Below are 13,183 nucleotides of genomic sequence, written 5' to 3'. Positions count from 1 at the left end.
ACCTATCCCTTATGTATGATTGGATTTTATTATGTACAATCTGTGAACTGTAGTATATTGGACTTAGATTCGTCTGATGAGGGAGGCATATTCTATGTCAATTGCAACAACGATGATTATCCGGCTGGAGATCCGCAAGTCTGAAGCGTCTTTCGGGGATGTGGCAGCAAGGCTCGCGTCTGCGGGCGGCGATATCGTGGCGATAGACGTCATCCGTGGTGGTAAAGATGTGACAACCCGGGATCTTACAGTAAATGTGCAGGATGCGGCCAATGAAGAGATAATAAGTGTGCTTAGGAATATGCCGGGTATAAAAGTCATTAACGTCTCCGACCGGACCTTCCTGGCCCATCTCGGCGGCAAAATTGAGATTACTCCGAAGATGCCGATCAAGAACCGGGAGGATCTGTCCCTGGTCTACACACCTGGTGTGGCCCGTGTCTGTATGGCGATTGCCGAAGATCCCGCAAAGGCCTATTCGCTGACGATGAAAAGAAATACGGTAGCTGTCGTTACCGACGGCACCGCAGTGCTCGGGCTTGGCGATATCGGACCGGAGGCGGCGATGCCGGTGATGGAAGGGAAGGCCATGCTGTTCAAGCAGCTGGCGGATATTGATGCTTTTCCGCTGTGTCTGGACACGAAGGACCCGGATGAAATCATCCGGATTGTGAAAGCGGTTGCTCCCGGCTTCGGCGGAATCAATCTGGAGGATATCAGCTCTCCGCGCTGCTTCGAGATTGAGCGGCGGCTGTCAGCCGAGCTGGACATTCCGGTCTTCCATGATGATCAGCACGGCACCGCAGTGGTAGCGCTGGCCGGTCTGCTGAATGCACTCCAGGTAGTGGACAAGGCTATAGCCGATTGCAGAATTGTTGTCGTCGGCATCGGCGCGGCTGGTGTGTCGATCTGCCGTCTGCTGCTGGCAGCAGGGGCGAAGCAGATATATGCTGTGGACCGGGCAGGGATTCTGAACCGGGACGTAACCTACACCAACTCCGAATGGAGCTGGCTGGCTGAGGCTACGAATCCGGAGAATATGAGCGGAGGTCTTGACGAAGCGATGCGCGGGGCAGATGTATTCATCGGCGTATCCGGCGGAGGGATTCTTCAAGTGAAGCATCTGCAGACCATGGCGCCGGACAGCATTGTGTTTGCTATGGCTAATCCCATCCCGGAGATTGAACCGGAGCTGGCTGAGCCTTTTGTCCGCGTGCTGGCTACCGGAAGAAGCGATTATCCGAACCAGATTAATAACGTTCTCTGTTTCCCGGGGATCTTCCGCGGAGCGCTGGACTGCCGGGCGAAGACCGTGAATCTGGAGATGAAGCTGGCGGCGGCACAGGCCATCGCTGCAGTTGTCCATCCGGATGAGCGGAATGAGCAGTACATTATTCCGAGTATTTTTAACGAAAAGGTAGTGGAGCAGGTACGTCTTGCTGTTATCCAGGCAGCCATCGCTACCGGCATAGCGCGGCGTATTCCGCCGGATATTAGCTGAGCGGAGATTGCTTACCCGGACAGCGACTTGAATACTGGCAAGGCAAATGAAGCTGCGGCCACTATGGCTTGCGGCTTTTTTGTGTTGGTTGCGGAGATATTTATGTTAAATTAACAAATTTCGACAAATATCTCGGTATTACTGTGGTACCATTCGTCTGATAATCAATAATCAGCTGGCTGTTGCATATGGAGGTCTATGATGCACGATGACAATAACTATCGGGTAAGAGAAAGAAGAGTTTCTAAAGATGGTAAACAAGCGGGATTCGGAAAATACGGCTGCGCAAGCATTATACTGCTTATTATGATTGGGCCATTCCTCATTTTGGGATTGAGTCAGCTGATTGATACGATCAAAGTAAGCAATCGACATGAAAGTAAACTTGCCATTCAGTATCTCCAAAGCAAATATGGCGAAGCGTTTAAGGTAGTGCGCGGAACCGTGAATTATAACACTCCTCTTCAAATGATAACGCTGAAGGCCTCGTCGGAGGCTGAGCCGGACATCATATTTTCAACTAAAGCCTATATAGGGGGAAGTGAGCGATTTTACTGGGATGATCTCCCTGTCCAAAGAGGATTCGACCGGATTATCTCCCATTATTTTAATAGAGATGAGTTCTTCTATACAGTCAGTTCATTTAATGAAGACAATTTGGGGAGTTCAACGTTAGCGCAAGAACCGAAAAAGTATGTTGACGAATGGACAGGATATCTTGAAATGTTTAGAGACAAAGAATTCAACGTTTCATTATACACCTATTGGAGCTCAGATCCGGTTGTCAATACAGCAAAGTTTGCAGACATGAACAGCTTCTTTCAGGCGCTGAAAAAATATTCATTAAATGATTCTAACATTTTATTAAATTACGATTTTAGAAATACTAGTGGAGATAAGGGGGAATTCGATCGGCTTGTAGAATATTTGAGAAAAGAGCAAAAACATATGAAAGTGAAGAATTCAGAAGTAGTTGAATACGAAAGCTGTGATATTCCAATTACATATATTAATAGCAAAAATGATCTTGAAAAATATATACTGGATAACTGTTCTTATGTTCGGACCAACATCAACATGGTAAAATATACAATTGAAAACATCTATTCAATTATTCAGGAGGCGCTATGAACCGCAGAATTCATATTATGGGAGCTTCCGGAGCGGGGACTACCACACTTGGCAAGGCGCTTGCGGCAAGGCTTCCGCATGTTCATCTGGACAGTGACGATTATTTCTGGGAGCAGAAATATAGTAAGCAAACTCCGGTTGCAGCGCGGCTAAGCAGATTGCGTACCGATTTGGAGCGGCAGGAGCCGTGGATTCTATCCGGTGCGGTCTGCGGATGGGGAGACGGGCTGCGCGATACTTTTGATCTGGTGATTTTCCTGTGGATACCTGAACAGCTCCGGCTGGAACGTTTGCGGGCGAGGGAATATGAGCGATATGGCGATGAGGGGCTGCCTGGGGGAAGCAAATATGAGGATGTGAAGACCTTCATGGAGTGGGCGGCGCTCTATGATACGGCTGGACCGGAGGTCCGGAGCCTGGCGCTGCATGAGGAATGGATGGCGGGGCTGAATTGTGATGTTGTACGTTTAGAAGGAGATATGCAAGTGGAAGAACGGGTGGCGGCTGTACTGCACCATATGTCCCGGTAAATCCCGGCATGACCGGATCAGGCTTGTTTTTTCACAATATAAGCAATGGAAAAGAGGGCTAAACATGAAGAAGATCGTGCGTGCGCTGCTGCTTCCCGGAGTCATGCTTATGCTGCTTACGTCCTGTAATACGGAAACTACTCATTTCAATTATACGTTCAAAGGCGAGAGTGAAACCTGGTCGGCTGTATATGAGCAGACAGCAAGCCAGAAGCTGATCATCAAAAATGACCGCGTGAAGGATTCCGAAACCAGCAAACGGTTTACATTTGATCTTCATTACAAAGGAGAACAGTCAGACCTCGGAGAGATCAAACAGTTCAAATACAGCTATAAAGGGACAAGTGGCGGTGGCAGCCGGACTCAGGAAGGACCCGTTAGGCTCGACATGCTGCATTCAGGAGGGGATGGAACCGGTGCATTTGAGCGGGAGGATTCCGTCATTAAAGTAAATGTGGAATGGGACGGTCACAGTGAGGAGTTTGAACTCAAAAATGATAAGCAGGGCAATTAAGAGCTAATTCCACGGGGAACTGATTAGGAGAGGCTGCCCATGATGAAAAAAGAGAGGGTTGCGGTGGAATGAGCTTAGGGCTGGTAAGGCATTTCAGAGTGCAGCACAAGCCGGAGCGGACCTGGCTGACTGGAGAGCAGTTCAATCTATGGATACAGGGATATGAGACAGCCCCAATTCAGCAACCGGGACATAAGAGCAATATGCAGAAGTGGGATATTTGTCTGTGCAGTGATCAGGCGAGAGCGGTACATACGGCAAGTTATTTTGATGCTCAAGAGTTCGTATATACAGAGCAGCTAAGAGAAATTGGTATAGCAGCCCTGCAGTTAGGTGAACTTAAGCTAAGCGGACTGCGCCTGCCTCTCTCCTGCTGGCTCGTACTTGCACGTTTGTCCTGGACTGCCGGTCATCCCTCTCAACCGGAGAGCAAAGCGGCTGTTCTGCAGCGTGCCCATATGGTAATAGATTCTCTAGCGGCAGAAGCTGAAGCAGCTGCACCGGAAGGACGTGTGCTGATCGTCAGCCATGGAGCGTTCATGAAGGTACTGGACAGGGAACTCCGGCGCAGGGGATATAAGGCAGAACGGATGTTTTTTCCGCGCAATGGGCAGTTATTTCTGTATGAGAAGAACTAAAGGATTCACAAATATATGAAAGCGGGGCACACAGACTATGGTAACAATCGAAGAAATCGGCATTGAATCGCTTAAGGCGCTAAACACGCTGTACGAAGAACTGATTGGCGGACCGACAGATCCGGTGAAGCTGGAGACGGCATTCCGGTCCATCCGGGAGGATAGCCGGTATGTATTATTGGGTGCTTTTGTAGACGGGGAATTGCTGGGCTCTATGATGGGGATCGTCTGCCAGGACCTCGTTGGGGATTGCCGCCCGTTCATGGTGATTGAGAATGTAGTGGTCTCTTCGCGTGCACGCCGTCAGGGCATTGGCAAAAAACTGATGACCGCCCTCGAAGACATCGCCCACGAGCGGGACTGCTACTATATTATCTTCGTGTCGGGAGAGAAGCGGAAGGAAGCGCATGTTTTTTATGAGAAGATGGGCTACAAGGAAGAGCGGGTGGAGGGCTACCGTAAGCATTTGAGCTCGCATTAGGTGGATAAGGTGCAAACGAGTAGAGGGAAGCTCACAAGCGTAGGAAATCATAAATTGTATAACATTATCGAAGGTAACAATAAGGGTCTGCCCCCCGTGGTATTTGAGCATGGCTGTGGTTCATCTGCCTTGTTATGGTCGCTTGTAGCCCCCGAAGTTGCCAAGGTTACACAAGTCATCGTATATGATCGCGCAGGTTACGGATGGATTGAACCAGGGCCGTTCCCGCGTACCAATGAGCAGTGTATATCAGAGCTTTATGAGCTGCTGCTGCAGGCTGGAGTTGAGGGGCCTTATATTTTTGTGGGTCATTCCTTCGGAGGATTAAATGTAAGGCTGTTTACCGGGAAATATCCGCAGCTCGTGGCAGGGGTTGTGCTGGTTGATTCCATGCATGAAGATGAAATAACAGACCGTTTTCCGGAAGAACATGTTAAGGGACAGCTTATGGCTGTTAAGTTCTATTCTGTATTAAAAGTACTGTCTAAGATCGGAGTATTGAAGATTCTTTCGAGCTTAAAAAAGTTCCCCGGGTTCTCTGCAACCATTAGCCCGTTTTCAAAGCAGACCCGGACGCTTTTATGGAAGACATCGTTTCAAAAAAAGACTATTGCGGCCATGCATAGTGAATTCTCCAATGTGCAGGATGGTTACCGGAAAGTCAGGGAGTTGCCCGCAACAGATATTCCCTTGATTGTCATCAAATCAGGTGTAGTCAATGAATTCTATCCGGGGACTTCAGAAGATACGAAGAGAATAATCAGAGCGAAGCTCCTGGAAGCGGCAAATGATCTGAAGAACTGGTCAGTCAACGGGAGGCTGGTTGAAGCGTCGGGCAGCGGACATAACATACATATTGAGAACCCGCAGGTTGTTATAGATTCAATTATTGAGATCCTCGGAAATACATCTCTGACTAAGATTCGATGAAGCCTTCGAATCAGTCATAAATGGATTATTCAGTAAAGCTGGGACGTCCACGTTCCAGCTTTATTGTATTTGATACAACTAAAAAGAAGGATTGGGGTTCCAAATGTAATTTAGTTGCATTCTCTACAACTAAAAACCTGCTTATTCTCTTAGGGAGCACTTTTCTTATTTTTAGTTGTACTGAATACAGTTAAACTTGGAAAATCCGGCTTTGCCTCGTTTTTAACTGTATGAAATACAATTATCCCGCTAAGCTATACTTTGTATTAGATTTCATCCCCCGTAGTAGCCTTAATATTCTTCTCCAGAGCGCATTATCACCTCTCCCCCCAAAATTACCGTTTGACCATCCCGATGACAGCGCTTTATAATCCCTTCATGAGTGGCGGACCAGTGGTCATGACTACAGAAGGCGGGGGACAACTGTGAATCAAATATGCAAAGTGCTGATTGTGGACGATGAAATTCTGGTCCGGCAGGGGATTAAATATGTGCTGGACTGGGAACGCGAAGGATTTCAGATTGTAGGGGAAGCGGCCAACGGGCAGGAAGCGCTGAATTCGCTGCAGACCCTGCAGCCGCATATCATCATTACCGATATTGTGATGCCGGTGATGGACGGCGAGGAATTAACACGCCTAGTGAAGCGGGATTATCCGGCTACGGAGGTAATCGTGCTTAGCAGCTTCAGCGAGTTCCATTATGTGCGCTCCACCTTCCAGAATGGGGTGGCCGATTATATTCTGAAGCCGAAGCTGGAAGCCGGGTCGCTGCTGCAGGTGCTGCGGAAGACCCGGGAACGTATCCCGGGTCTGGGAGCCGCAGCATCTGGAGTTCAGCCAGAAGCGGCACCCCAGCGGCTGGATGCCCTGCTCAGCCGTATGATCTCAGGCTACCGGTTGCAGCCCGAAGGCGAGGAGTTCGTGAAGCAGCAGCTTCCGCAGGACTGCTTCAGCTTCCTCGGCTGGGAGACCGGGCGGACCGGACCTGCCGGTGCTGTTGATGCTGATGGCGCTGCACTCGCAGCTGGTGCCACTAACGCTAACGTTGCCGCAGACGCAGACGCATTAACAGCCATCACCGCAGCTGTAACCGGGGAGCTGGAACGGACTGTTCCAGGATTGGTGCAGTGCATCATTCCTGGCGGCGAGCCGAACGCGGCACTGCTGCTGGTCAACCTGCAAGAAGAGCAGTGGCCGGCGCTCTTGCGGGCTGTGAATAGGCTGGCCCACGCCTTGGCGGGACAAGAGCCTGAGCTGCGCCTGACCCTCAGCCGGGCCTTTGGTTCGCTTAGCGGGATGGCAGCGGTCTATCAGGAGAGTGTTCTGAAGCTGAGGCAGTACCGCTTCTTTTTGCCGGATCAGGTACTGCTGGTACACGATGAGCTGCCGCAGCGGGAAGCGCAACTGCCCAAATTTAACCTGACCCAGTTCACGGAGCAGTTGAAGCGCCAGCAGCTGGAGGAGGCGTTCGGCGATCTTCATCAGCATGTCGATGTGCTAAGCCGGCAATATGACGGGGATGTGTTTCAGTTCAAGTCCTTCCTCGGCAATATTATCTTCAATGTGACGAATCAGTTCAGCCACCTGGGAGAGCTGGAGGAAGGGAAATACGGGCTGTTCCGGGCCATAGATGAGGCGGGCTCTGCGGATGGAGCCGTGCGGATTCTGGATCATTTTCTTGCCCGGGTCATGGAGTTGACCTCATCGGCAGCACTGACACCAGGGAGCAATGCCAATATGGCCAAGCTGCTCCAGTATATGGAGGAGCACTACGCCGAGCCGCTGAGTCTTACGGAGCTGGCCCGTCATTTTCATTTCAACCCTTCCTACCTGTCCAGTCTGTTCACGACCTATAACCAGGAGGGCTTCAAGGAGCATCTCAATACGATCCGTACGGGCAAGGCGGCAGAATTGCTACGGGCAGGCGAGGCGCCAATTTCCGAGATTAGCAGCATGGTCGGATATGGCGATCACAGCTATTTTTGCAAAGTGTTCAAGAAATACACCGGCCTGTCCCCGAGCGGCTACAGACGTCAGCATTACGGACAGGAGTAGAGCCTATGCGCAGATATTGGGACCGCTTCAAATTCCACAGCCTGTTCATCAAAATATTCATCGTGATGCTGATCAGCATTATTGCTGTAGCCATCGCTTCATCATGGACCACCGTCCGCATGTCGGAGAAGCTGTTCATGAACACCTTCAGCATTACGAATACCAAGGTGATCAGCCAGATTAAGGCGAGCTTCGAATCGTTTCATTATTCCATCGTTACTGCAACCAACAACACACAGCTGAGCGGCACCATTAAGAGCTTCCTGACGGAAGAGGACTCGAATTCCCTGCGGGTGCTGCGGACCTATTACAATATGACGACCCAGATGAAGAAAATCCAGTCTACTCTGGACTCCTACCAGGTAGGGATCAAAATCATGGGCAAAAACGGACGCAGCTATTCCACCAATACGAACAATCTGCTGATGAGTGACCAGGAGCTGCAGCAGCATGAGCTGACCAAGAATACCTTGGCAGAGCCGAAACGGCTGATGTACCAGTTCTATGAGGAGAGCAGCAAGGATTCCCCGCAGAAAGAGGCTGTGATCGTAGCCAGCAAAGCGCTCATGGAACGCACAACAGGCGATATTTATGGAACCTTGTATTTTACCATTCATGAGCAGGACTTCCGCCCCTTCTATGCAAGCTTTGTCAGTACCGGGAATGATGTGGCGATTCTGAACAGGGATGGAGTCATTGTCTCGAGCAACCGCAGTGATCTGATGGGCCAGCAGGCTGAGGATTTACTGCGGTTTGCCAAGGAGATCGAAGAGAAGCAGCTGGATTACAAAAATGTTGATTTCCGCGGCACGGATTCCATTCTGATTGCGGATTATCTGTCTTCATATGATTTCTATATTGTGAATCTGATTGATAAAAAGACGGCTCTCGGCCAGATGGTCAACGGTAAAATGGTGGTGCTGATCTGCTCAGCCATCGTCATCGTAGCGCTGATCGTCGTGTTCCTGATCTTCAGAAGGCTGACCCGGTCGCTAACCCTGCTTACCCGGCAGATGTCCAAGATTACCCAGCGGGGCTTCCATAATTACATTACGGTAACCGGCAGCTTTGAATTTCAGGAGCTGGGACATGCCTATAACTATATGCTTGATGAGCTGAATGATTATGTAGAGAAGCTGGTCGAGACCCAGAAGGAGCAGCGCAATGCAGAACTGGCTGCCCTGCAGCATCAGATTAACCCGCATTTTCTGTATAATACGCTGGCCTCGGTCAACTTCCTGGTGCAGCAGGGCAGCCAAGAGAAGGCGGTTCACACGATTCATGCCCTGATCTCCATGCTGCAGAATGCGCTGAGTAACGTCAGTGAGAGCATCACGGTGGCGCAGGAGCTGGAGAATCTGAAGTCCTATGTGTTTATCAACCATGTACGCTACGGGGAACGGATCAGAGTGAATTTCTTCATCTCCCCGGACTGTATGGACTTCCATCTGCCGAAGCTGATCATTCAGCCGTTTATTGAGAATGCTTTTTTCCATGCGTTTACGAAGAAAAGCGGCGGGTATATTCATATCCTCATCTCCCAGGATGCCGGTTCCCTGCTCTGTGAGGTTGTTGACAATGGAGACGGTATGGATACCGGAGAAGCCGATCTCTCCATGTCCGGGCCTGCGAGCAAGCGCCAGCTATTCACCGGGATTGGAATCAAGAATGTGCATGACCGGCTGGTGCTGATGTATGGCGAAGAGTACGGGATTACTATTAAAAGCGTCCCTGGTGAGGGGACAGCCATTAGAATCCGCCTGCCGCTGATCCCGGGACAAAAATAATACCAATATCTAAAAAAAGAACAAATTGCAGATAGGTAGCGCTTACAATAAGGCGATAAAATGACAAATCCCTATAAAGTAAGTTCTAACGGGTCCTCTTACGCGGATGATAAGATTACTTATGTAATAAATAAGCGCTTACATGGAAGCGGAACTCATAAAAGCGCATCAAAGGGGAGGATTACAAATGAAAAAAGGCATTGCGTTATTGCTGATTTGCCTGCTTATGCTTACTGCCTGCAGCTCCAATTCGAACTCTAACTCCGGCTCCAAGAACACAGGGAATGCAGCTGCGGACACCGGAACAGCCGGAAACACAGCAACCACAGAACCTGCTCAGGCAAAAGAAATTACAATTTGGGCCTGGGACCCTGCATTCAATATTGCCGCACTGGAAGTGGCCAAAGCGGAATATGCCAAAACCAACCCTGATGTAAAAATCAACATTGTAGAATATGCACAGGCTGATATTATCCAGAAGCTGAACACTGGGCTGAACTCTGGAACAACCAAAGGCCTGCCGAATATCGTGCTGATTGAGGACTACCGTTCCCAGAGCTTCCTGCAATCGTATAAGGATTCCTTCTACGACCTGAGCGGCTCGATCAAAGGCTCTGACTTCGCGGATTACAAAAGCGGTCCGACCAGCCTGGACGGCAAGCAGTACGGAATTCCTTTTGACTCCGGCGTAACCGGACTCTATGTCAGAACCGATTATCTGGAGCAGGCAGGCTACAAGCTGGCCGATCTGCAGGATATTGACTGGAACAAATATATTGAAATCGGCAAAGCCGTGAAAGAGAAGACCGGCAAGGCGCTGATTACACTGGACCCGAACGACCTTGGACTGATCCGTGTGATGATTCAATCCGCCGGTGAATGGTATCTGAAGGAAGACGGCAAGACGCCGAATATTGCCGGCAATGCGCCGCTGAAGGAAGCGTTTGAAATCTATAAACAAATTATGGAATCCAATGTGGCTAAGGTGCATGCGGACTGGAGCCAGTTCGTAGCTGCTCTGAACAGCGGGGACGTCGCTTCGGTACCGACAGGTAACTGGATCACTCCATCGATCACAGCTGAAGCTACACAATCCGGCAAATGGGGGATCGCACCGCTTCCCAAGCTGACTGCGAATGAATCGGTTCATGCCTCGAATCTCGGCGGAAGCTCATGGTATGTGATGAATGTGGACGGCAAGGAAACTGCAGCTGACTTCATGGCAAAGACTTTCGGCTCCAATGTGGAAATGTATCAGAAGCTGCTCACAGACATCGGTGTTATCGGTACCTTCAAAGCGGCAGCGGGCGGAGAAGCTTACAGCCAGGCCAATGAATTCTTCAGCGGCCAGAAGATTGTATCGGATTTCGCCGCCTGGACAGAGCAGATTCCAAGTGTCAATTACGGTATCAATACTTACGCAATTGAAGACATCCTCATTGTAGAAATGCAGAACTATCTGAACGGCAAGGACATTGACAGTGTGCTGAGCGATGCCCAGGCCCAGGCTGAATCACAGATTAAATAGCTGAGTCTTGCACACAGGTAAACCTTGGGCGTGGCCTGCGGCTTCCGGGCTTTCAGGAGGGCGGGGCAGCGTCCGGGGTTTATTTTAAAAGATAAGAATTTATATGCTCCGCGCATAAATTATCCTTATCTTTCTCGCTGAAACGGTACCGTCCAAAAAAAGGACGGCAAAGCCGTTTCTACTTGAATACCATGAAGGGGCTGGGCCGATGTGAAAAAAACAAATGCGAGCGTGAGTATCCGTACCAAAAGCGTATTGACCGGATGGTCCTTCGTCCTGCTTGCGGTCATTCTGATCTTCGTCTTCTATTTCTACCCGATGCTCCAGGCGCTGATTCTGTCGTTCCAGACAGGCACCGGCAGCAATCTTACCTTCACCGGATTCGATAACTATACACGGCTGCTCTCAGACAAAACATTCCTTACTTCCGTGAAGAACACCTTCATCTATCTGCTGGTTCAAGTGCCGCTGATGATTGTACTGGCGCTGTTTATCTCAGTGCTGCTGAATGACAGCAAGCTGAAATTCAAAGGGTTTTTCCGGACGGCAATCTTCCTGCCTTGTGTAACCTCGCTGGTTGCCTATTCGGTAGTGTTCAAGTATTTGTTCGCCGGCAACGGGCTGGTGAATACCATGCTGCTGAAGCTGCATCTGGTCAGTGTCCCGATTGAATGGATCACCGATCCGTTCTGGGCCAAAATTACGATTATTATCGCAATCACCTGGCGCTGGACGGGCTACAATATGATTTTTTATCTGTCCGCCCTGCAAAATATTGATAGCTCCATCTACGAGGCCGCCAGAATTGATGGGGCTTCGGCGTCACGGCAGTTCTTCGGAATTACTGTCCCGCTGCTGAAGCCGATCATCCTGTTTACCTCGATCACATCCACCATCGGTACCCTGCAGCTGTTCGATGAGGTCATGAATATTACGAAGGGCGGTCCGGGAAATGCAACACAGACGATCTCCCAGTACATTTATAATTTGTCGTTCAAATATTCAGCGGACTTCGGCTATGCAGCCACTGTATCGTATTCCATCGTGATTATGATTGCGCTGCTGTCGGTCATCCAGTTCAAAGTGGCAGGTGATAAAAATGGCTAAGAGCAAACGTTTCTTCATGTATCTGTTCCTAAGCATCGCGGCCATTGTCTCGATTTTCCCGTTCTTATGGATGGTGGTCAGCTCCACGAACAAGTCGGTTGACGTCACCCGCGGACGGCTGCTGCCCGGAACACATCTGCTGGATAATTTCCAGAAGCTGCTGGACACCACAGACCTGCAGTTATCCCTGATCAATTCTGCTAAAATCTCGATAACCACCACCCTGCTGGCGCTGCTGATTGCCTCGCTGGCCGGTTATGGCTTCGAAGTCTTCCGCAGCCGCTCGAAGGATATTGTGTTCAACATCCTGCTGCTGTCGATGATGATTCCGTTCGCCGCGCTGATGATTCCGCTGTACCGGATGTTCGGCAAAATCTCCAATGTGTTCCCGTGGATGGGCATTGATACGATGACTTCGGTCATCCTGCCTACGGTCACGACGGCATTCCTGATCTTCTTCTTCCGGCAGAGCACGAAGATGTTCCCGAAGGAGCTGCTGGAGGCCGGACGGATGGATGGGCTCAGCGAGCTGGGCATCTTCCTGCGTATCTATCTGCCCACCATGAAAACGACATACGCCGCCGGGGCAATCATCACATTCATGTCGAGCTGGAATAATTATCTCTGGCCGCTGATCGTGCTGCAGACCCCGCAGACGAAGACGATGCCACTCCTGATCTCAACTCTCGGTTCGGGCTACGCCCCGGACTACGGCATGATTATGATCGCGATTGTGATCGGCACGATCCCGACGGCGCTGGTGTTCTTTGTGATGCAGAAGCAGTTTGTGGCTGGGATGATCGGGTCGGTGAAATGAACAGAAGAGTTCACTTGGGGCGGGGCGTAGCTACGGTGGATATTTTGGACTTCCGGCCGCTGTTGTCTCCAGATTTCTTGATTCTAGCCGCTTATAGCGGATGAAATCCGGAGACAAAGGCGGACGCTACCGCTCCTACAGTTCCAAAAATCCCCCTCCGTA

At 50.1% G+C, this 13,183-nt stretch carries 12 protein-coding genes; all 12 read left to right on the top strand.

The genetic code is table 11. The features are described from left to right. Nucleotides 1-94 precede the first annotated feature (94 nt). The 12 genes from NYE33_RS26825 to NYE33_RS26770 all read left to right on the top strand — a co-directional run bounded on the left by NYE33_RS26825 (nt 95) and on the right by NYE33_RS26770 (nt 13,021). Entirely contained in the window at nt 95-1,501 is a 1,407-nt protein-coding gene (locus NYE33_RS26825) for an NAD-dependent malic enzyme (protein ID WP_042136165.1), read from the top strand. 198 nt (nt 1,502-1,699) lie between these two features. Then, nucleotides 1,700-2,632, top strand: a complete 933-nt coding sequence (locus tag NYE33_RS26820; RefSeq protein WP_144026158.1) for a hypothetical protein — start codon at nt 1,700-1,702, stop codon at nt 2,630-2,632. Further along, complete coding sequence (locus NYE33_RS26815) at nt 2,629-3,162, top strand: AAA family ATPase (protein ID WP_341068275.1); 534 nt, start codon at nt 2,629-2,631, stop codon at nt 3,160-3,162. The genes NYE33_RS26820 and NYE33_RS26815 overlap by 4 nt, the downstream gene beginning before the upstream one ends. 64 nt (nt 3,163-3,226) lie before the next feature. Continuing rightward, nucleotides 3,227-3,676, top strand: coding sequence for a hypothetical protein (locus tag NYE33_RS26810; RefSeq protein WP_340946537.1), 450 nt, complete (start codon nt 3,227-3,229; stop codon nt 3,674-3,676). A gap of 68 nt (nt 3,677-3,744) precedes the next feature. Further along, nucleotides 3,745-4,314: a histidine phosphatase family protein gene (locus NYE33_RS26805; protein WP_076246600.1), complete on the top strand. Its 570-nt coding sequence runs from the start codon at nt 3,745-3,747 to the stop codon at nt 4,312-4,314. A 37-nt stretch (nt 4,315-4,351) separates the two neighbouring features. Continuing rightward, a complete protein-coding gene (locus NYE33_RS26800) occupies nt 4,352-4,795 on the top strand; it encodes a GNAT family N-acetyltransferase (protein WP_042136175.1) in 444 nt (147 codons plus the stop codon). A 54-nt stretch (nt 4,796-4,849) separates the two neighbouring features. Continuing rightward, a complete protein-coding gene (locus NYE33_RS26795; protein ID WP_341068272.1) occupies nt 4,850-5,725 on the top strand; it encodes an alpha/beta fold hydrolase in 876 nt (291 codons plus the stop codon). A gap of 425 nt (nt 5,726-6,150) precedes the next feature. Further along, entirely contained in the window at nt 6,151-7,782 is a 1,632-nt protein-coding gene (locus tag NYE33_RS26790; protein ID WP_042136179.1) for a response regulator transcription factor, read from the top strand. Between the two features lie 5 nt (nt 7,783-7,787). Further along, the gene (locus NYE33_RS26785; protein ID WP_340946529.1) at nt 7,788-9,569 is read left to right on the top strand and encodes a sensor histidine kinase; all 1,782 of its coding nucleotides are present in this window, start codon (nt 7,788-7,790) and stop codon (nt 9,567-9,569) included. Nucleotides 9,570-9,756: 187 nt separating this feature from the next. Further along, a complete protein-coding gene (locus NYE33_RS26780) occupies nt 9,757-11,097 on the top strand; it encodes an ABC transporter substrate-binding protein (RefSeq protein WP_039297147.1) in 1,341 nt (446 codons plus the stop codon). 210 nt (nt 11,098-11,307) lie between these two features. Continuing rightward, nucleotides 11,308-12,204: a carbohydrate ABC transporter permease gene (locus NYE33_RS26775; RefSeq protein WP_042136182.1), complete on the top strand. Its 897-nt coding sequence runs from the start codon at nt 11,308-11,310 to the stop codon at nt 12,202-12,204. After that, nucleotides 12,197-13,021, top strand: coding sequence for a carbohydrate ABC transporter permease (locus NYE33_RS26770; RefSeq protein ID WP_042136184.1), 825 nt, complete (start codon nt 12,197-12,199; stop codon nt 13,019-13,021). The genes NYE33_RS26775 and NYE33_RS26770 overlap by 8 nt, the downstream gene beginning before the upstream one ends. The last annotated feature ends 162 nt before the right edge of the window (nt 13,022-13,183 follow it).

The sequence above is a fragment of the Paenibacillus sp. FSL R10-2199 genome (assembly GCF_038000235.1).
In the GTDB taxonomy this organism is placed as follows: Bacteria; Bacillota; Bacilli; order Paenibacillales; family Paenibacillaceae; genus Paenibacillus_AQ; species Paenibacillus_AQ phytohabitans.
The sequence above is the reverse complement of the archived record's forward strand: the minus strand, read 5'-3'. Positions and strand labels throughout refer to the sequence as shown.